The organism is Leptospira bandrabouensis (genome assembly GCF_004770905.1).
Lineage (GTDB): Bacteria > Spirochaetota > Leptospiria > Leptospirales > Leptospiraceae > Leptospira_A > Leptospira_A bandrabouensis.
In genome coordinates this window covers 1,990,856-2,011,256 of record NZ_RQHT01000014.1, presented here as the reverse complement: position 1 = coordinate 2,011,256, position 20,401 = coordinate 1,990,856, and the positions used below count along the sequence as shown (strand labels likewise).

The following is a 20,401-nucleotide window of genomic DNA, read 5'->3' as shown; positions in this document are numbered from 1 at the left end:
TGCAAACAACGGAAAGTACATCTTGTATTGGATGCAGGCCTACCGGCGATTTGATTCAAACCATGCCTTTTTTTATGCATACTCTCTAGCGAAAAAACATAAGAAAGAACTGATTGTGTATGAAGGTTTACGTTCCGACTATCCTTGGAATTCAGAACGAATCCATAAATTTATTTTGGAAGGAATGTATGACAACCAAACAAGAGCAGACGAACTAGGAATCAATTACTGGCCCTTTGTTGAATCCAAATTTAATCCCGCCCGTGGTATTTTAAAAGAAATATCCAAAGATGCGGCAGCCATTGTCACAGATGACTTTCCTTGTTTTATCATTCCCGAACAAATCACAAAACTGGCAGGTAAGGTCAATTGCCCGGTATATGCAGTGGATAGCAATTCCCTACTTCCACTCTCTCGTTTTGAAAAAGAAGCCAGTGCCGCAAGGATTTTAAGGATTTGGATTCATAAAGAATTTCTAAAAGGAATGCCTAAATTCACCAAACAAAAATGGGAAAAGGAAGATTTACAAGGACTCCACCAAAACTCAAAACCACCTAAAGGATTTGGATTACCAAAAGATTTAGATTCTTTTTTAAATACCATTGATTTTAAAGAAAATGTTTCTCCTGCCACAGGGATAAAAGGTGGTCGTAATGAAGCACTTAAGATTCTGAAATCTTTTGTATCAAAAAAATTAAAAGATTATGAAATTGGCAGGTCCAATCCCAATCCTCCGAATCTAACAGCCACTAGTGGACTTTCCCCTTATCTTCATTTTGGGCATATAGGAATCGAAGAAATTTTCAATGCTGTTTTGGAAATATCATCAAAAGGGAAATGGAATCCGGAAAGGTTAAGCCACCAAAAACCAGGGGACCGGGAACATTTTTACTCGGATTCAACTTCCGCCAATCACTTCTTGGACGAACTTATCACTTGGAGAGATATTGGTTATCTTTTCTTTTGGAAAAACAAACCAAGTCGTATCCATTTAGAAAATCTTCCAGATTGGGTTAAATCTAATTTCAAAAAACATAAATCTGATACCAGGGAATATCTTTATACTTTAGAGCAGTTTGAATCTGCAAAAACTCACGATGAACTTTGGAATGCAGCGCAGATAGAACTCGTAAAAACAGGCAGGATGCATAATTATATGCGAATGTTATGGGGGAAAAAAGTAATTGAATGGACAAAAACTTACGAAGAAGCCTTTCAAATTTTAGAACACCTAAATAACAAATATGCTTATGATGGCAGAAATCCTAATTCTTATACAGGAATTTTATGGTGTTTTGGACTTTTTGATAGACCTTGGTTTCCCGAACGAAATGTATTCGGAAACGTAAGGTTCATGTCTTCAGATTCCACAAAAAAGAAGTTTAAAATGAATACCTATTTGGAGTATATTGATGAACTGAGCGGAAACTCTGACTTACTTTTTCCATGACAGAAGAGAACCAACCATCATTAATAGAAGAAACAAAAACCAGTTTTGATTCAATTTATTTCTACTTCGTCATTCTGTTCAATGATTCGATTCATGAGTTTTCTTATGTAGAAGATTGTCTCATGAAAATTTGTTTCAAAACGAAAAAAGAAGCTAAAAAAATTGCGATCGAGGCTCATACAAATGGGAAAGCAGTTTGTTTTCAAGGAAGTATGGAAGAATGTGAGACCGTTGCAGAGAATATGACTAATGCCAACTTAACTGTAATTTTAGGCGTATGAAACAAATCTCACAAAATATCATTTCTGATTTAAAAAGAGAAAGTAACAAAGAGAAGGCGGAATTTTTCCCCAAATTTTTTAAAGTTGGACCCGGAGAGTATGGTGAAGGAGACAAGTTCTTCGGAGTTACAGTCCCTATCCAAAGACAAATTGCAAAAAAATATTATAAAAATATCGATCTTAACTCTTTAGAATCACTTATCACCTCACCTTTTCATGAAGTACGTCTCACAACCCTTTTGATTTTAGTTTTGAAATTCACATCCAAAACTTGTAACGAATTAGAAAAAAAGGAAATCGTAGACTTTTATCTTCGCCATACAAAATACATCAACAATTGGGACTTAGTAGATTCTAGTGCTGATAAAATATTAGGTGAGTATTTTTTCAGACGTAGTAGGAAGATCTTAGATCAATTACAAAAATCAAAAAATCTATGGAAGAACCGAATTGCGATTCTTAGTACATTTTATTTCATTAGGAAAGATGACTTTGAAGATACTTTACGTTATTGTGAATCTTATTTATCTCACAAACATGATTTAATTCACAAAGCCACAGGATGGATGTTACGCGAAATTGGAAACAGAGACCCTAATGTGTTAAAAAACTTCTTAAAGTCTCATGTTTCTAAAATGCCACGAACGATGCTTCGTTATTCAATCGAAAAACTACCCGAAAAAGAAAGGAAGTTTTGGTTATCACAAAAACCCAAACTTTAAACAACAGGTCTTGGTTTTACCTTCGTGACAAAATAAACTTTTACAGGTTCTACTTTTCCTTTGAGTGTGAGCTCTTTGGTGTCTTCAAATTCAATGTATTCCGCTCCCCCAGCTGCAAGAAAGGCCGCTTCCGAAACAGCAACTTTTCCTGGGATTCCATGGCTTTCTAATCTGGCAGCAGTGTTCACTGCATCACCAATCACAGTATAATCCATACGTTTGACAGAACCAATGTTCCCGACAATGGCCTCACCAAAATTAACACCAATTCGCAAACGGAAAGTGCCAGGTGGAACACCTAATTCACGATTGATTTCCTCCATTTTTTTCTGCATATCCACAGCACAAGCAATGGCATGATAGGCATCAAGTTCTGTTTGTTTCGGAGCTCCCCAAAAAGCCATAATGGCATCACCAATAAACTTATCTAGGGTGGCAGAATAATGGAAAATTAAGTCTGATAAGGACTCAAAAATTGTATTTAAATTTTGTAAAACAACACCTGGTGGATTTTTTTCAGCAAATGTTGTAAACCCTACAATATCGGAAAACAAAGTAGCAATGTGTTTTTCTTCGCCACCTAACTTGATATTATCTGCAACAATGGTTTCCATGACCGCAGGAGAAAAATAACGAGAAAGACGATCCTTTTCTTCTCTTTGTTTTTCCACAAGCCTTCTTGAATCAATCATATTCTTGACAATGGATAATGCCACCGAAATGGAAAAAGCTGCAAAAGCATAATCTTTTAGGAATGTATGACTTGGATACCATTCCCATTGCATTTCCACAAACACATCATTCATTATCAATAAAACAAAAACACAAAAACCGAGGGACACCGTACCTATCGAAGGAACTTTCCTTCCGAGAAAAATGATATAGAATAATGCCCCACCAAGTAGGATGGTGACAAAACTCCAATAAAAGAAAAATTTAGAAAGAAACAATAGGTTTGGAGAAAAAAGAACCACAAACATTGACAATACACCAGCACCGTCAATATAACGGTTGGTAATTTTTATCCAACCTTGCAGAACGTGAGCAAATCGAACGATAAAGTTAAACAGTAAGTGTACGAGTCCAATCCAAGCAAAATATTCTATTTTTTTGATCCAAAATCCATCGGCAATTACAGAGTAAATAATCTGGCTTTGAAACAAAGTATTCAAAGCCATAAAAATAGAACCTAACGCAAAGTAAATGGTAGCGTCATCTTCACTTCTAAACAAAAATTGCCAGTATAAATAAAAACTTCCTAGTAACAAAGTAAGTACAATTACAAAAATTTTCTTAAAGTCGTTCCAATACTCTGCACGTTCGGAATATTTTACAGAAGAGATATAAAATTTATCATGAGAAAGTCCCGGACTCAATGGATACTTAGCATACACACGAACGGCAAGAACATTGGGTTCATCAGTTTTAAGTTGGTCTGTGGGTATTTGGTAAAACCTAATTTTATCACTATAAAGAGATTTATCTTCTAACTCAGATCCTTCTTCTGTATCGAATAAAAGACCTGTTCCTCCAATGAATTTGCCATTCCAGTAGACTGCATCCGCTTGACTAATTTGTCCTAATCGAAGGGTTAAGTTTCTTGATTTGAATTTAGAACGTATGTCCTCTTCTGTAATCAGAATTTCTGTTCTATACCATCCATAACCCTTATAGGTTTCTCTATATTTATGGAAGTCTGGGAAATAAAATTCTCCATCCCCGTCCCTCACCTTGTCCCAAGCGGTTTGGATTTGGAATCCGGAAATCCAACCATTTCTAACTGATTCTTCCAGAATTGGTTGGGCATGGAGAAAACGTAAAGCCTTGGTCTGTCCAGATTCTTCATCTAAATAGAGATCATCTTCCTTCTCTTCTGTAACCAATGGAGAATCTCCCGGTTTAAAACTCCATTTATGGATCGATTGCCCAAAAGAGGTTTCTGATCTCAAATCCAAAATTTGGTTGGTGAGGAGGACTTGAGCAGAAAGGTTTGAGAGAAATCCCGTAAAAAATAGGAAACAAATCCAGGAAGAAAAGAGTCTTTTCGAAAAAACCATGTCGGAAATCCTATAAAAATCAAAAGGAACTGGCAAGTAGAAAACATTGGACAAAGTCATTGTAGAGAGTTTAGATTCCGACTTTTCTGGAATCGTCACCACACCTAACGGAAAAAAGGTGAATGTTTTCTTTGTTTATCCTGGTGATGAATTACATGTGGAATATGTAAAACGTAGACCAAGACAAAGGTCATTACGCATACAGGAAACCATTCGCAATCACGACTGGAAACTTGTAAAATGTAAAGTATTTGGTGAATGTGGTGGATGTACAGGCCAACACATAAACTACGAAGAACAATTAAACCTAAAATTTACACCGATAATCAACTCTTTTCATAAAGACCTAGGAATCATTATACGACCACTTCCATCAGAAAAAATTTATGAATACAGATCTCGTATGGATTTTTCTGTATTTCCTGGTCCCACCATTGGACAGAGACAACGCGGAAATTTTAGAAAAGTAGTACCCATTTCCAATTGTTCTATCCAATCGACATGGGCAAACCAAGCTCTAAAAGATGTACAAAATGTACTAAACCAAATGCCAGAGGTTATATGGGACAGAAGATCAGAAGAAGGTGGACTGAAATACCTCACCATCCGTAAAGCGCAGAATACTGGTGATGGAATTTTAATTTTTACATTTACTGATGGATATGAATCACATACTTTGATGGATCAATTTCGAAACCAATGTTTGGAATCTTTAACTCAAGACTCATTACTCTTTTGTTATAACAGACCAAAATCAGAAGTCTCTGCTTTCGGAAGACCCGAAATTTTAAGAGGGAAATCCACATTTGAAGAAGTGGTTCTTGGAAAAACTTTCCATATACCTTTTGATTCTTTTTTCCAACCCAATCCCAATGGATTTTTACCGATCCTTTCCTTTATCAAAGAAAGGTTACCCAAAACGAGCGAAAATCTAATCGATTTGTTTTGTGGGAATGGCTTCTTCTCTTTGTTATATGGTGATTCATTCACAAATGTAGATGGGTACGAACTTACAGAATCATCTATTGAGATAGCTTCGAAAACTTTCCAAGAAAATCATCCAAACAAATCTTTTTCCTTTCAAATCACCAATTTGTTTATGACTACAGAACTACTGAAAACAAAGGAAAACACTACCCTAATTTTAGATCCACCTAGAGCAGGAGCGGGCAAATTAGTAAACCAATGGATTCGGGACTTTGGACCTGAGTATATATTCTATGTCTCTTGTAATCCCTACTCGCAAAAAGAGGATGTTTCTGTTTTTATTTCTAAGTATGATTTTGTAGACGGGATTCTGATCGATCCTTACCCGCACACACCTCACACAGAATCAGTGCTTTTCTTCCGAAGAAAGTCAGTATAAATCCCTTCACCAATTTCGGATTTTTTCCGAAAATTGAAGGGAGGGTACTATGAAGATTCAAAAATCGATTTTATTCATCAGTCTTGTTATTTTAGGACAAATCGGTTGTGCGAGTGTGATGGTGACCAACTGGGCTCCAGAAGAATCCAATTTCAAATCCAAACCAGTTCGCGTGTTTCTTGGATATGCCACTGAAGAAGAAACATTTAAGTCTTCGGGTGAAATCATCGTTCGAGATGCCAATGACCTCACCATCAAAAAGGCTTATGACTTCCTATCTTTAAATCCTACTGTACTCAAGGCACCTATCTCCATTCACAGCAATTCACAGTTTTTAGAATATAAGGGAGTCAGTTACAGAGGATCGGTTCTTCTCAAACCCATCGAAGGAAAAGTTTATATCATCAATTTAGTACCGATTGAAGAATATCTTTTATCAGTCGTTCCTTCAGAAGTAAGTGCCTCTTGGCCCAAAGAAGCTTTAAAAGCACAAGCCATTTGTGCAAGGACTTATGTGGTGCGAGAAATGTTAAACCGCAAAAAACAAGAGTTTGATGTGGATACATCAACCAATACACAAGTTTATAAAGGTAAAAACAAAGAACATCGAAATACTACAGAAGCAGTTTTCGAAACAGAAGGTCTTATCCTCATTCACAAAGGCCAACCGATCCAAAGTTTTTTCCATTCTAATGCTGGTGGATATACCGAAGATCCCACAAATGTTTGGGGAAGCCCCGTAGAATATTTAAAACCGGTTCCTTCCGAATATGACAAAGATGGGGAACAGTATTCTTGGGAAGAAAAATGGAAACCTGATTTCGTAAATACAAACTTACAATACTTAGGTGTGGGAGAGATCCAGGATATAATAGTATCCAGTAGATTTCCATCCTCAAGGGTGAATGAAATGGAAATCATTGGAACATCTGGTTCCAAAAAAATCAAGGCCACAGAGTTTCGAAAAAAACTAGGAGCGACCAAACTAAAATCCACAAGATTTGGAATTCGCAAAGAAGATTCAGGAGATTATTTTGTAAAGGGACTTGGATCTGGACACGGTGTGGGAATGTCTCAATGGGGAAGTTTTGCAATGGCAAAAAGTCAGTTCAACCATAGGGAAATCTTACAACATTATTTTAAAGGAATTGAATTCGCAAGAATCGTAGCCAGATAGTTGGGAGTTTTTAGTTTCCTTAGTCTCATCGTTTTAGATTCTGACTTTAGGTCCCTATCCGAATGGCAACAGTAGAAGAATACCTTTCCCAAATCAAAGACCTGACGATTGTACCGCCAGTCTTACTCTCCGTACTATCCCTAGATGATGACAATGAACTCTCTTTTGGAGAATTAGAAAAAAAAGTCCAATCAGACCAAGTGCTTGTGGCAAGGCTTCTCAAACTGGCCAACTCCCCATTTTTTTCCCGGGGAAATCCTGTGGCCAATATGAAACAAGTCATCACTCGTTTGGGATTTAAAACTGTCCGAAGTATGGTGGCCATGTCGATGACAGACTCCCTTTTTAGCCAAGGGAATTATAAAAAATTCCGGGATGAAGTATGGGACCATTCGGTGGCAAAAGGAATTTTTGCACAAATTCTTTGTGAAGAAAAGAAATTCAAAAAAGAAGCAGAACTTGCCATCACTTGTGGGCTCATGCAAGACCTCGGACGAATTGTACTCAATACCATTGATAGAAAAAAATATGTGGAAGTCCTTACTGAATTTCAAACCTCAGACTCTAGTTTGATTTCCCTCGAAAAAAAATCCTTCGGTGTGGATTCTTATGAAATGGGAAGTGCTGCCGCTAAACTTTGGAAAATGCCAAACATTATCATTTCCTCTATTGAAGATCTTTCGAAACCTGTGGCAGAACAATCTCCTCTAGGACAAATCATTGGATTTGCTGGACTGATTGCCAAGTTTACTGGTCACGGAAAACAAGAACCTGATACTTTGGAAAAATTTGAAGAATACAAAACGGTATTAGGTCTTACGATAGAAGACCAAAAAACATTTGTAGATACAAAAGAAGAAAAACTGAAAACAAACGAATTGTATCAGTTCTGTAGTACTCTTTAAAAAGAAAAAACCATCAAAAAAGTAACAATCGTTAGATAGGCTTTACACTGAGAATTCGGTGTAAACCTTCTTTTCCTTTGATTTTAACGGGTTCTAATTCCTCATATTTGTATTTGTTAGCATATTCCTCTGGAAGGAAATTATAAAGTCCTTCTGATACATAAACTTCCATTGGTTTTGCAATGGATTCTAGTCGACTTGCCATATTAACTGTATCACCAACGGCCGTATAAGAAAGTTTTTGAAACGATCCTACGTTCCCAACAATTGCCTTTCCTGATGCGAGGCCAATTCCAATCTGTGGCACAAATCCATATATTTGTTCCCACTTCGGCTGCCAAAGTTCAAACACTTGGACCATTTCTACAGCACAATCTAGAGCATTCTGCCTATGATCTTCCTGAAAAACAGGAGCACCAAACAAACACATAATGGAATCACCAATATATTTATCGATCATCCCACCATAACCTAAAATCACTTCTGTCATTGCCGTGAAGTATTCATTCAAAAATGAGATGACTTGCTCTGGTTTCATTTTTTCAGAAAGTGTCGTATAACCGCGAATATCCGAAAACAACACAGAAACTTCTTGTTCTTTTCCTTTTTGGTCAAGGGAGAGTGTGTTATTCATCAAACTTTCAACAATGATAGGATCAACATACATCCCGAAAACATTTTGCATTTTCTTTTTTTCGGTTTCTAAATTTAATTTTTCTTCGTATTCTTTTTCTAATTCTTTTTTGAATTTTTTCACCATCGAATTCAAATCCTGAATTTCAGATTGGTTCATACCATAAAGATCTTGGAATCGTTTTAGGCTATCGTCCATTTGAATGGAGACTACTTTTTTACGATAAACTTCTCGAAACAAATTTCTGAATCGATGTTCCAATACATTTTTCTTTAACCTTCGTTTGCCGAAGTATTCATTAATACCTAGTTGGAAAGCATGGATTGGTAATTGTTTTCCTTCCGCTTTTGTGAATACAACCACAGGAAGTTCGGATGGACCAGCTAAATCCATAATCATTTCTAAAACGGATTCAGGAGAATCTTCTAATTCGGGGAATTGGATTTCTGTGATTAAAAGATCGTATTGAGCTTTTTTAATTTCTTCGGCTCCATTTTCGAAAACAGAGCGCCAAGTAAGTTCGATGTAATCTCCAAACCACTCGGCGAGTAGTTGGGAGATGGTATCATACGATTTTTTTTGTGGTTCTAAGACCAGTACACGAACGATTTCTTCTTTTTCTAAATCCACACACCTTATTTTTCATTCTCCAAAATTTTGTGAAGCGCCTCTTGAAATCGGAAAGAAAATCTTCCCATTAAAAGACGAAAACCTTGTAGAATGACATCCGGTCTTGGGGGATCTCCTGAAATATAGAGGTCTGGTTCTTTTGGCAGTGGACCCATAGGATAGAGTCCACCGCTCACTGCTTCAGTCCCGCAAGCAATCAAGGCTTTGGGTTCAGCCATTACATCCCAAGCTGTCTGTAATGGAGCCGACATATTGATACCAACAGGTCCAGAAAAGACAATGGCATCCGCATGTTTGGGACTGGCTACACAACGAACCCCTTCTCTTTCCGAATCAAAGACAGAATTAAAAGAGGCATTCAGTTCCGATTCCACAGTATTGTTCCCAGATGCCGCAACCTCTCGATAAAGAAAACCACGTTTTTTAGTTAAGGATCGAAATAAATTTTGGTTTGGTGCTAGTGGGTGAGGGTCCTTTATTTTTAGCATTCTTCCATTTACATAAGAAACTTTTAATTCTTCACGATGCAAAGCGAAGGTATAAATAAAACCAGAATCACGAAGTTTTCCAGCCGAACATTCAGTACAAAGTCCACATTGTAAACATTTTCCATAATCAAATTGGACTTCAGAATCGGAAATGATTTGAATGGCACCCGTAGGACAAACTTCGGCAGCTAATTTTAAAGTATGAGGCCCTTCTAACATCTTGGCAGTAGGCACAGGGATACCACGGCTATTGGGATTTACAGGTGAAGCCTTATCAAAATCCAAAACATTTTTAGGAAATAAAAAACTTTTTAATTCATACAAAAAATTCATAAATCAAAACCAACATAACTAAGATTAAACGATTTATTGTTCAATGGAAAATCTCCAACTTGTTCGCCGCGAACTGCTAACTCCAAAGCATGCCAATTCAAAACAGAAGGATCACGAATATAAGAATTTTTGACAAAACCTTCATTATCAAAATCTAATGATACTAAAAGTGGGCCCCTCCATGCTTCTACCGAAGCTGTATAAATTCCAGGTTTTGGTTTTCCATTTTTTTCAATTTGATTCCCAAAGTGATTATCTGTATCCGACCATAAGGACTCCCAATTGATTTCTTCCAAATGAGATTCCATCCAGTTTAATGACTGTTCAATCTCTGCATAACGAATGTACATACGAGCCCAAACATCCCCATTATAATGATGGTGTTCCTCCTGAATTGGTAAAGGAATCCAACCAGGATAATCTGGATGGTTAATTCTCAAATCATCACTTACTCCAGCCATACGCGCCACCATCCCTAAAAATCCATTTTTTTGGACGTCCAACTCTGAAATGAAACCACAACCTTGCATCCTTTCCTTTAAAGTTGAAACAGAAAGTGCTCTTAAAATCTGCGGACGAACTCTCTTAAAGTAAACTTTTTTTAAATTGAAAAAAGCATCTTTCGCTTGTTTTGCGGAGATACGTTTGTTCACTCGAACACGCCCAGGTCGAACAGCGGCTTTTCCAAAACGATTCCCAGTCCATATTTCCATTAACCCGAGGGCTGCTCCCCGATCCGTCACACAAACTCCGTAGAGAGGGTAATATCCAATATCTTCGGAAATTCCACCGAGATCCCCAATATGTACAGCAATTCGTTCCAATTCGATTAAGAAGGATCGAAACAGAGCAACATTTTTAGGAACCTCAATTCCATACATTTCTTCGTAGATTTTACTAAATGCAATCGCATAACCAACGCTAGTATCCCCTGATATGGTTTCCGAAAAGGGCATAACCGCAGACATAGGTTTTCCCTTTATTTTTTCACGAATCCCTCTGTATTGAAAACCCAAACGTATCGTTAAGTGGCGAATATCTTCCCCCTCTACAATAAAACGAAAATGCCCCGGTTCGATGATTCCTGCATGAATGGGACCAACCGCATGAGAATAAGTACCTGCTTGAAAAGGGACTTGTAATCCATGGTAAACCAAATCTCTAACAATACCCGTTTTTTGATGTAAGGAAAGGTTTTTACCACGATTGTCTGATAAATAATCTTCTTCCTTTAATTCGGAATAATCTTCCTCACCCATGTCTTGACCAAAGGCATGACGGACAAGCCAAACTGGATACTTAGTATCTAAAAGAAAATCAATATTACTTTTTTTAGATATTACTTCTTCCCTAACTATTTTTTGATCACGAAACACATAATGGTGATAAACACCATCAAAATTAGTAACGCCTGTTATCTTTTCCATATATAATCTGCCAATAAATAGGTTAAACCGTATGTTCCTACGAATACGGTGAATAAAAAACTAAACCAAAAGAATACCATTCTCGTTTGTAATATTCTATATACACCGGAATCAAAATTTCGATTTGGCAATCGGACTAATGGTAAAACTTTGTTAAGCGAAATAAAGAAAAATATAGCGCCGATAATAGGAAACAAAAACAATAAAAACAACTTTTGTTTGATTGCAATTTCAATTACCTTTAAATCCAAAACAAAGACTGGCGACAAAGGAAAAACAAATGCCACAAGTAATGCCAGGAGATACATATACAAGGCTTTATGACTCAGCGAAGAGTTTTCTAAAATTTGCGAAATATTTCTTTTCCCTGCATCCATCCGTAATATCCCCATGGAAAGAAATACTAAAAGTTTCACAAGGACAGTTGTTGTTAACAAAAAGTAAAATATATCATCAGATACATCTAACCATAAAAACAAAGTCAACATACCCGAATGGAAAAGAGCGACCTTAGCAGAAATCCTTCGAATGTCTTCTTTTGAAAAAAGAATCAAAGTAGAATAAAGTATGGTTAGAACACCTATAAACAAAATTCCATTTGCTGCATTAATTATATGGGGATTAATTTCACGTTCCAACTGTATGAGTGGACGGATGGCTAAAACCACGCTGACTGGCACAAAGGAAGCAATCAAAGAAGAGATTTGGCTTGGGCTCTCAGCGTAAGTATCCCCTACCCAAAAATGATTCGGAACAAGCCCCAACTTTCCACTATAACCATAAACCGTTAATAAAATTCCGGTCTCAATCAATAGCCCGCTCTGACCAACTAACCCCTGTTTTAACGAATTAAAGTCTAAGTTATCCAATGGAGTAGAAACAAACAAAAGAATGACAATTCCTAAAAAAGCAAGACCAAGAGCGTAGGAATTGATCAATAAAAACTTCCAACCTACATGAAAGGAGCGCTCCGTTCCACTGGACGAAATTAGTAAGGCTCCAAATAAAGTTGATGCTTCAATTAAAATCCATTTAAGAACTATGTTATCGGTAAACCAAGAGTAAAACAAAGATCCGAAAAAACAGATCTTCAAAATACTCCATAACCAAATCCTTGTTTGTCCCTTAGTAGGTGCCAAAACAGAAACTAAAAATATAACAACAAAAGCAAGAACTCCTGAAAAATAAAATAGTTCTGTCATCATAGTTTTCTCTCCTTAGTATGCATATGGGGAGAAAGTTGCAATATACCACCAGAGACAATGACGAGTATGGCATCCAAAAAAGATCCAAATTCAAGTCCAAAAGGAAGACCTTTGTCTAAAACCAAAGTTAAAACAAAAATTCCATTTTCAAAAACACAAAATCCTGCAATGAGCGCAAGCCAGTTTCGCCTAACAACAAAACAAAGAATCCCCACATACACAAGTAAGATGACGTAAATCAACCCAATTTTATGTACTGGAATCGAAAGAACAGAAACACCTTCTGTAATCTTAACTGCCAAAACCAAACCAAGTACCATAAACAATAAAGTGGCTAAGTAGCCAAAACGAGGTGTTGTACTTTCATTCATTTTTGATTTATTAGCAGTCCAATTCAATACCCAAGGAGTGAGAATTCCCTTAAACAGCACTACCATAACAATCAGTGAAATGGCATGTTTTAAGTCGCCCTCATGTGTTTGTAAAACAGGGAAAACCAACAGGAACCCCTGCACACTTAAAAAAAAGATAATTCGACTCAACCGGTTTTCTACCAAAACAACAATTCCGGTAAGTAGCAGTAATAGATAAATAAAATCGTAAATCATAACAACCTTTAAGACAATTTAACCAATGTGCCTAAAATTAATATAGCAATGAATGTTAATCCCATAAACTCAGGGATCCAACTCCACTTCCTTCGAACACTATTTGACTCCCAAAAACCAAGAATGATTGCAAGTAATATCACCATAGGAGCAATCATAAGTTCTCTTGCAAAACTATCCAAAACTTCGTTGCGAAATAATTTGGAATGTTCGAGTGCTAACTTCACAAGAAAAACAAGTAATGTAGAAAGTTTTATGGAACTTGCTAATTCAAAAATGCCTAATTGTTTTCCTGATGCTTCTAAAATCATCGCTTCGTGAACCATAGTTAACTCTAAATGTGTTCTTGGATCATCGAATGGTGGTTTGGCAAGTTCTGCAAGGATTGCAATAAATGCTAAGGAAAGAAAAAGCAAACCTATCAGAGCACCTTGTGGGCTAACTGAAATTTCGATATGGGACTGGGCCGCAAGGATCATCAAAATGAATGTGGGTTCAGCCATTACCGAAAGTAAAATCTCTCTCCCAGATGCCATCCCTCCAAAAGAAGAAGCACCCTCCATAGCAAAGCTAACATAAGCAAATCGGTAAAGGGCAAGAAAAAAAGGAATGAGGATAAAAGGAGCCCATTCGAACAATACAACACTCCAAATCATCACTGAAGAAAACAACGCAATCCTTGGTGCAAGATGTGTAAAATCAGAAATGTTTTTGTGCGAAATCGGAGTTTTTCGCAGAGATTTATCCACTTCCAAAAAAAACTGAAGTAATTTCGGACCTCGCCTTCCTTGCGTATAGGCCCTTACCTTTCGTATAATCCCCGTTAAAAGAAAGGGCATTACAATAAAAAGAATTACTAAGTAAGTATAATAAATAACTGTATTCATCTATAAACCTCCAAAATCACCTAAGATAAGCAGTGAAAAAATGAAGATTAGAAAAATTGATGAAATGGCTAGGTATTGACTTACATCTTCATCCTTAGGATGAGTTGTTTTAGACAATATCCCGATTCCCAAACGAAAGAATGCAGTGATCCCTCTTATGAGAAAAGAGTCTACTTTTGATTCCCCAGTTTTACTTAAAAAATATCTTCCAAGTGAATTACGTAAAGGTTCAGAAAACACTGATGTTGGGATAGAAAGTTCGTGACCACTGTAACCTCCACCGCAATCCCAGTTTTTAGTTCTAGGTAAACCATATTTTTTCAATTGATATCGATCATACAAACGGAAAATAATCACAGTTCCAATCGTTACATAAGATACCAATGACAATGTCCAAAACCAATCTACCAATTGTGGGTCAACAAAAGGACTTAACATTGGTAGTCTAACAAAGTAAGGAATCACTAAAGGAAAAACAAAAATTACTATTGCTAAACTAAATAAAGAAATGGTTACCCATCTACTTTTTTGTTCACCAAATGGTTGGATATTGATGTCTTTGCCTGGAGTGGACAAAAACAAACTCATAAATAATTTGATATGTGTAAATCCACCAAGTACGATTCCAAAAAAGATAAATATCATTGAAGGCAAAAGAAAAACTGACCGACCAATCGGCATATCTAAAATACGTGCGTTCAAATAAAAGTAAGTTGCTTCAGATACAAATCCCAAAGTGCCAGGTAGCACTGCATAACTAAAAGTTCCGGAACCTAACAATAGAGGAGAAATTCCAAGGAGCCTTCCAATCCCTTTTAACTCATCACTAGAACTTGAATTTTTTAGTCTTGCTACCATACCTATTGAAAACAATTGGAATGTCTTTGAAAAAGAATGATGGAATAAACCAAGAAAAAACAAGATTCGAAAAGAGTTACTTAAAGTCATTAGTTCAGAATCTACCGAAAACTGAAACATTCCTGCTATGATCAAACACAACCAGAGAAAGTTAATCGACTCTATGGAACTATAAGCCAACGCGATTTTTGGATCTTTATGAAAGAAACTAGTAATGCCTCCGAAAAATATTCCTAATGCAGCGAGAGGAAATAAAATCTGATAAATGATCGGATCTAATTGGTTCGGTAGAACGTATCTGTAAAACAGTAAAAGAGGAAACACCTCTAATACTCCGGCAAAAGCACCTAAAGCATGGGATGGTCCACCTTCATTTACTTTTGGTATCCATAAATGAAATCCAGAGAACCCAGATTTAATTAATAATCCAATAAGAAGTAAAATGATTCCTACATTATCGCCATCGGGTAACATTACCCAGGCGGATAAAAACAAAGCAGAAATCCCTGATGCTAAAAGTAATGAACCTAAACTTTCGATTTGTTTTTTTCCAAACTCAGTACCAGAGTAGATCAAAATAGTAGAAAAAGATGTTACTTCCAGAGCAATGGGAAGAAGGAGTGATTTGCCAGACAAATAACAAAGACCCAATGCTGACCAAAAAATAATATAACCAACAGTGACTTTATTTTTTTCTTTAGGTTCATAGGACTGAACCAACATAAAAGAAGAAAAACCTATATATGCTTGAATGACTAAACCCACCAGTATAGGAAAGTCAACTGACAAAACATCATAATTTGAAAACAAAAATATAGCAAGTGGCGAAAGAGCCGAAATACCAACTAAGATCGATCTGAAGATTGAAATTCTTTCATCTTCTAACATAACTACCTCAAAAATTAAATTTTAAAGAAATAAGTCTGTTATGTAAATTGGGGAGAGCCCCGACGATCTGGAAATTTGATCGAGAAGATATTATATGCGATAAAAGGAATATTTCGAAAAGGATAAGGTTTTGAAACTAAAATGAAAACGGGGAACAATGGAAAAGAAAAAACACTTTCTTCTTCCCCCGGAAGGTCTTCTAAATTTTTTTCACAGGTAAAGACCTCACCTGACTCGGTAAACTCCGCAAGAGAAGTCCAAGATTGTGACTTACCAATCATTAAAACTGACAGAAGTAGAATAAAAAATATACGTGCTATCAATCAGTTTTACCGTTATCTTTATATTCTCGACTGTCTTATAAATGGGAAGTTATTTTTCGTGAGCAGTAAAAAAAAAGAATCGAACACAAACTCTGTCATAAAAATCAAAAATGTTAACAAAACTTTTTACCAAGGCGAATTTGCATTTCCTGTATTAAATGATATTTCCTTTGAAATTGCTGAGAAAAAATTAGTTACCCTTATGGGCCCTTCCGGCAGTGGTAAGTCAACATTGCTAAACATCCTCTCTGCAATTGAATCGGCAGATTCAGGAGAAGTCAATGTGTTCGGGCACCAACTCTTCGGGGCCGATGAAAAGGAACTTACGATTTATAGACGAAAAACTATTGGAATTGTCTTTCAGTTTTTCCATTTATTTCCTTACCTTTCAGCCATTGAAAACGTTGCTTTACCATTATACCTCTCCGGAACTGCAAAAAAAATTGCTGTTTCCAAAGCGAAGGAAGCTCTTTTTCATGTAGGGCTCAAACACAGGTTAGAATTCACTCCTAAAGAAATGTCGGGAGGCGAAAAACAAAGAGTATCCATTGCTCGGGCGTTGGTCCACAAACCCAAACTCATTCTTGCGGACGAACCAACGGGAAACTTAGATTCAAAATCTTCCGAAATCATTATGAAATTATTCCATCAATGTGTACATGAATTAGGCATATCTGTTTTTCTTGTGACTCATAACGAACAAATCGGTGAATCGGGAGACATTAATCTGCGAATGTTAGATGGTAAAATTCAGAAAAAATGAAAGTTCTTTATTACTTATTTATATTTCGATATTTTAAGGAAAACCTTTCTAGAACCTTATTATCGATTATAGCAATTAGCCTTGGAATTGCCTTATTTATTAGCACACAGATCAATGCTTGGCGAGCTGAACAAAGTGTACTTGACCAAATGTTAGGTTATTCCTCCGAAAAATTCATAGGTAGGTATGTTGCAAACAATCAAAACCAAGGTGCAAACGATAAATTTCTAAAAGAGTTGAGCTCTCGTGTCCCAGAAAACATAAAACTAGAACCTGAATTCCAAACCAAAGGAACATTCTACGTAACAAAAGAACAAATTCTAAGTTTTCCTATAATCGGAAAAGATGTTATTTTATCTTTCCAAGTTTTCGCTTCTAAAGAAACTAAAAAGAAAATACCCAAATATTTTTTTAGCCAATCTCTTTATGAGAAAATCCAACTACAAAAAGATACAAAAAAAATTTTAATCTGCGAAAGGGAAATCTCTGTATCACAGGAAGATTACCAAGTGATTCCTCTCGATGGCATTTTTCTTGTGATGGACATAACAAGGCTGCAATCAATTTGTAATCAAAAAAAACAAATTACATCGATTTGGTTAACTCAAGACGAAAACAGTATAAATTCACAAACTATAAACAAAATCAATTCTCCAGAATGGACTTATGAATCTAAAGAATTAATTATCGAACGCGCAGGGATTGCTTTAGGTTCCCTAAAAATAAACCTAACGATTGTTTCATTAGTTTCTGTATTGATTTCTTTTTTTATGGTCTCCAACATGTTCACGGGACTGTATTTAGCACGAAAACATGAATTTGGGATTTTATTATCGATTGGTTCTGATAAAATTAATAACTTTATACTATTTTTAGCCCAATCCATTGTGATAGGCGCTTTAGGTGGAATGATAGGAATCTTCTTAGGCATATTGATTGCTAATACAAATTTGTTTACTACTGTAAATACAATTACAGATTCCAATCAAATTCGTTCTTACCGCAACATTCCTCTCTCCATTATCATTTCAGGTTTTTTGATCTCTATCATAGGATCTGTGCTCGCGTCCCTTTACAACTCTTACAAAACTTATAAAATTCATCCAATAGATCTGATACGAGAAAGAGACCATGCCCAAACGAATATCTTTTTTGGTTTCTCAAAAAAAAATACCTTATCTCTTTCTATTCTATTGATTTTTATTGGGGTATCCCTCGGTCTTCTTAGTTTCGCAAAACAGATATTACCAGGGATGGTCGGAGTTGGATTTGTGATCATTGGTTTTGTTGCACTGAACTTTTTGACGATTCCTTATTTGGTTCAAATTTTAGATAAATTATTCTCAAAATTTCATTTCCCACAATCGATTAAAATCGGATTAAAAGAGATTGAAATGGAGCCTTGGAAACATGGACTCACTGCTTCCACCATAATGTTATCAACTTCTCTGGTTTTTACTTTAACTAGTTTGACGAATAGTTATGAAAGTTCGCTAATCCATTGGGTAGATGAAGAAAACAAATCAGACTATTCTCTAATCAACGAAAAAAAATTAAACACAGGTGAGCCGGGAGTTCCCGTTTCCCTCTATGAATCACTAAAGACAGTGCCGGAATTCTCTGCAGTAGAACCCTTCTACATTGATTCAAAATTTATAGTGAACGGGAAATACTACACCTTACATGTATTAAACTTTGGAAACAACTATGACAAAAACCAATTGATCGTTTCAAAAAACTTATGTTTTTTAGATCAAATATGCAAAGGAGATTCAATTACGATCAATACAGAACTTAATTCGAAAGTCGCGATAAAAATCCAAGAGGAAAAAGATCATTTTTTCTCCGAAAGAGGAACCATCATGATGGATTATTCTTTTTTTCAGAAAAACTTTTCTATCAAGTATCTAAGTTCGATACGAATCACTAAAAACAAAAAACTTCCTGAAAAAAAGATATTAAATTTATTACAAGATATCACAAAGAAATATGGATTAAAATTCATAAACCAAACAGAATTAAAAAAACTATATTTAGAAGGAATGAACCAAGTTTTTTCTATTTTAGACACTTTGAAAATATCGGCACTTTTTATTTCGATACTTGCCTTAACAACTTCTCTCATTTATTTTATACGAGAGAAATCACAGCTGTTAGCGGGATTAAAAGCCATAGGTATGGACTCATACCAAATGTTCCAACTTATTTACAGCCAAACATTATTTCTTGTAACTTTTGGAATCACTTCAGGAATTTTTAGTAGCTTCTTTTTATCACCCATCGTTATTTTTGGGATCAATCGGAATGCATTTGGCTGGATCCTCAATTTTCAATATCCCACGAACCTTGTAGCAAAACTCCCGATATTAATTCCCGTAATCACATTTTTCATTTGCCTAATCCCATTTTATTTTCTGAAGAAGATGAACATTTCCAAGGAACTGAAATATGAATAATTCTTTACCGAAAAAGTGCTATCAATAAGTTTTATTCATGGCCGGAAGTATCAAAGTTTGTTTGGAACTTGCAGAAATGATTCGGAAAGAAAACCTCGAATCACGTGAAAAAATTCCGACTTCAGACACTCATTTAAGAGTTTGGTCCTCACAATTATCAAGATCGGAAGAAGACCTAAGGAAATTACTAACCGCTCTTAGAGATAGCCATTATATTTTTATTGTTTCGATTGTTGCGCCTGACCCCAACCTATTTGTTTACGGAGAAGACGCTTACGTATTCGCAGAACCGTTCATTTTGAACGAATTAAAAAGGCATTCCGAAGAATCTTTGGAAAAACTATACGAAGCAAGTAATTACAAAAGAAAATCCGCATTTCAAATCACTCGTGAACTCTTTCCTAAAATTAAAGAGTTCAACAATACCCCACTTGGACGATCGATTAACTTGTCTGTAATGCTCGAAGAATTCCAAAGGATGCTGACTGCCCAAAGTTACGAGTACACCGACCAATGGCGAAGAGCAAAACTCCAAGAAATATTCAAAGACGAAGTCATTGCTTCTGAAGAATTAGCTAATGCAGCCATCAAAGACTACGACCCAACCAAACGAGCTGTAGACCAGTTAAAAGAACAAACACCAAAAGAAAAGGTTGATCAAAACTGGATCAAAGCAAAAGAAAACTTTTCCACCGAATTCTTGTTACGTGTACATTTCAGAAAATACGAATTTGATGTTGTAAAAAAACTTATCCAGTCGGGAAAACTAAAGGATGAAAAAGATATTAAGTATGTTCGAGATACATTGCAGCTAATGGAAAATCGGATGGACCAAGACAATCTATTAAAGAGATATGCAACAGAAATGATCGAATTAAGAAGATATGCCCAAGCAAAATTAAATTTACTTAGGCAAAATATAGGTTCAAGACAGGATCATTAA

Annotated in this window: 17 protein-coding genes; 9 read left to right on the top strand and 8 right to left on the bottom strand. The window is 36.0% G+C overall.

All coding sequences use genetic code 11. The annotated features are described in order from the left end of the window. Positions 1–31 precede the first annotated feature (31 nt). Genes EHR07_RS16550 through EHR07_RS16540 form a run of 3 tightly spaced genes read left to right on the top strand, consistent with a single transcriptional unit; the run spans position 32 to position 2,453 of the window. Positions 32–1,450, top strand: coding sequence for a deoxyribodipyrimidine photolyase (locus EHR07_RS16550; protein WP_135746337.1), 1,419 nt, complete (start codon positions 32–34; stop codon positions 1,448–1,450). Next, positions 1,447–1,731, top strand: a complete 285-nt coding sequence (locus EHR07_RS19290; RefSeq protein ID WP_135746073.1) for an ATP-dependent Clp protease adaptor ClpS — start codon at positions 1,447–1,449, stop codon at positions 1,729–1,731. The genes EHR07_RS16550 and EHR07_RS19290 overlap by 4 nt, the downstream gene beginning before the upstream one ends. Continuing rightward, positions 1,728–2,453, top strand: a complete 726-nt coding sequence (locus tag EHR07_RS16540) for a DNA alkylation repair protein (RefSeq protein ID WP_135746072.1) — start codon at positions 1,728–1,730, stop codon at positions 2,451–2,453. Before EHR07_RS19290 ends, EHR07_RS16540 begins: the two co-directional genes overlap by 4 nt. Here the strand turns inward: EHR07_RS16540 and EHR07_RS16535 are convergent. Beyond that, positions 2,450–4,510, bottom strand: a complete 2,061-nt coding sequence (locus EHR07_RS16535; protein ID WP_135746071.1) for an adenylate/guanylate cyclase domain-containing protein — start codon at positions 4,508–4,510, stop codon at positions 2,450–2,452. The two genes, EHR07_RS16540 and EHR07_RS16535, sit on opposite strands and share 4 nt — an antisense overlap. 46 nt (positions 4,511–4,556) lie before the next feature. Between EHR07_RS16535 and EHR07_RS16530 the strand changes: the two genes are divergently transcribed. From EHR07_RS16530 to EHR07_RS16520, 3 genes are all read left to right on the top strand, one after another. Further along, entirely contained in the window at positions 4,557–5,876 is a 1,320-nt protein-coding gene (locus EHR07_RS16530) for a class I SAM-dependent RNA methyltransferase (RefSeq protein WP_135746070.1), read from the top strand. Positions 5,877–5,925: 49 nt separating this feature from the next. Next, the gene (locus tag EHR07_RS16525) at positions 5,926–7,053 is read left to right on the top strand and encodes a SpoIID/LytB domain-containing protein (RefSeq protein WP_135746069.1); all 1,128 of its coding nucleotides are present in this window, start codon (positions 5,926–5,928) and stop codon (positions 7,051–7,053) included. 62 nt (positions 7,054–7,115) lie between these two features. Continuing rightward, the gene (locus EHR07_RS16520) at positions 7,116–7,958 is read left to right on the top strand and encodes an HDOD domain-containing protein (protein ID WP_135746068.1); all 843 of its coding nucleotides are present in this window, start codon (positions 7,116–7,118) and stop codon (positions 7,956–7,958) included. A gap of 31 nt (positions 7,959–7,989) precedes the next feature. Here the strand turns inward: EHR07_RS16520 and EHR07_RS16515 are convergent, their stop codons facing one another. Genes EHR07_RS16515 through EHR07_RS16485 form a run of 7 tightly spaced genes read right to left on the bottom strand, consistent with a single transcriptional unit; the run spans position 7,990 to position 15,916 of the window. Then, on the bottom strand, positions 7,990–9,222 hold the full coding sequence (locus tag EHR07_RS16515; RefSeq protein WP_135746067.1) for an adenylate/guanylate cyclase domain-containing protein: 1,233 nt from the start codon (positions 9,220–9,222) through the stop codon (positions 7,990–7,992). A 5-nt stretch (positions 9,223–9,227) separates the two neighbouring features. Then, positions 9,228–10,043: an NADH-quinone oxidoreductase subunit B family protein gene (locus EHR07_RS16510; RefSeq protein WP_135746066.1), complete on the bottom strand. Its 816-nt coding sequence runs from the start codon at positions 10,041–10,043 to the stop codon at positions 9,228–9,230. Continuing rightward, positions 10,040–11,470, bottom strand: a complete 1,431-nt coding sequence (locus EHR07_RS16505) for a hydrogenase large subunit (RefSeq protein WP_135746065.1) — start codon at positions 11,468–11,470, stop codon at positions 10,040–10,042. Before EHR07_RS16505 ends, EHR07_RS16510 begins: the two co-directional genes overlap by 4 nt. Next, positions 11,458–12,675, bottom strand: coding sequence for a proton-conducting transporter transmembrane domain-containing protein (locus tag EHR07_RS16500; RefSeq protein ID WP_135746064.1), 1,218 nt, complete (start codon positions 12,673–12,675; stop codon positions 11,458–11,460). The genes EHR07_RS16505 and EHR07_RS16500 overlap by 13 nt, the downstream gene beginning before the upstream one ends. After that, complete coding sequence (locus EHR07_RS16495; protein ID WP_135746063.1) at positions 12,672–13,283, bottom strand: formate hydrogenase; 612 nt, start codon at positions 13,281–13,283, stop codon at positions 12,672–12,674. Before EHR07_RS16495 ends, EHR07_RS16500 begins: the two co-directional genes overlap by 4 nt. An 8-nt stretch (positions 13,284–13,291) precedes the next feature. After that, positions 13,292–14,170 (bottom strand): NADH-quinone oxidoreductase subunit H, encoded by an 879-nt coding sequence (locus EHR07_RS16490; RefSeq protein WP_135746062.1) that lies wholly within the window; start codon positions 14,168–14,170, stop codon positions 13,292–13,294. Beyond that, complete coding sequence (locus EHR07_RS16485) at positions 14,171–15,916, bottom strand: proton-conducting transporter transmembrane domain-containing protein (RefSeq protein WP_135746061.1); 1,746 nt, start codon at positions 15,914–15,916, stop codon at positions 14,171–14,173. It lies immediately after the preceding gene. A 381-nt stretch (positions 15,917–16,297) separates the two neighbouring features. On the opposite strand from EHR07_RS16485, the gene EHR07_RS16475 reads away from it, so the two are divergent. The 3 genes from EHR07_RS16475 to EHR07_RS16465 are packed head-to-tail and all read left to right on the top strand — an operon-like array spanning position 16,298 to position 20,401. Beyond that, complete coding sequence (locus EHR07_RS16475; protein ID WP_135746059.1) at positions 16,298–17,002, top strand: ABC transporter ATP-binding protein; 705 nt, start codon at positions 16,298–16,300, stop codon at positions 17,000–17,002. Continuing rightward, positions 16,999–19,458, top strand: coding sequence for an ABC transporter permease (locus EHR07_RS16470; protein ID WP_135746058.1), 2,460 nt, complete (start codon positions 16,999–17,001; stop codon positions 19,456–19,458). Before EHR07_RS16475 ends, EHR07_RS16470 begins: the two co-directional genes overlap by 4 nt. Positions 19,459–19,495: 37 nt before the next feature. Next, a complete protein-coding gene (locus EHR07_RS16465) occupies positions 19,496–20,401 on the top strand; it encodes a hypothetical protein (protein ID WP_135746057.1) in 906 nt (301 codons plus the stop codon).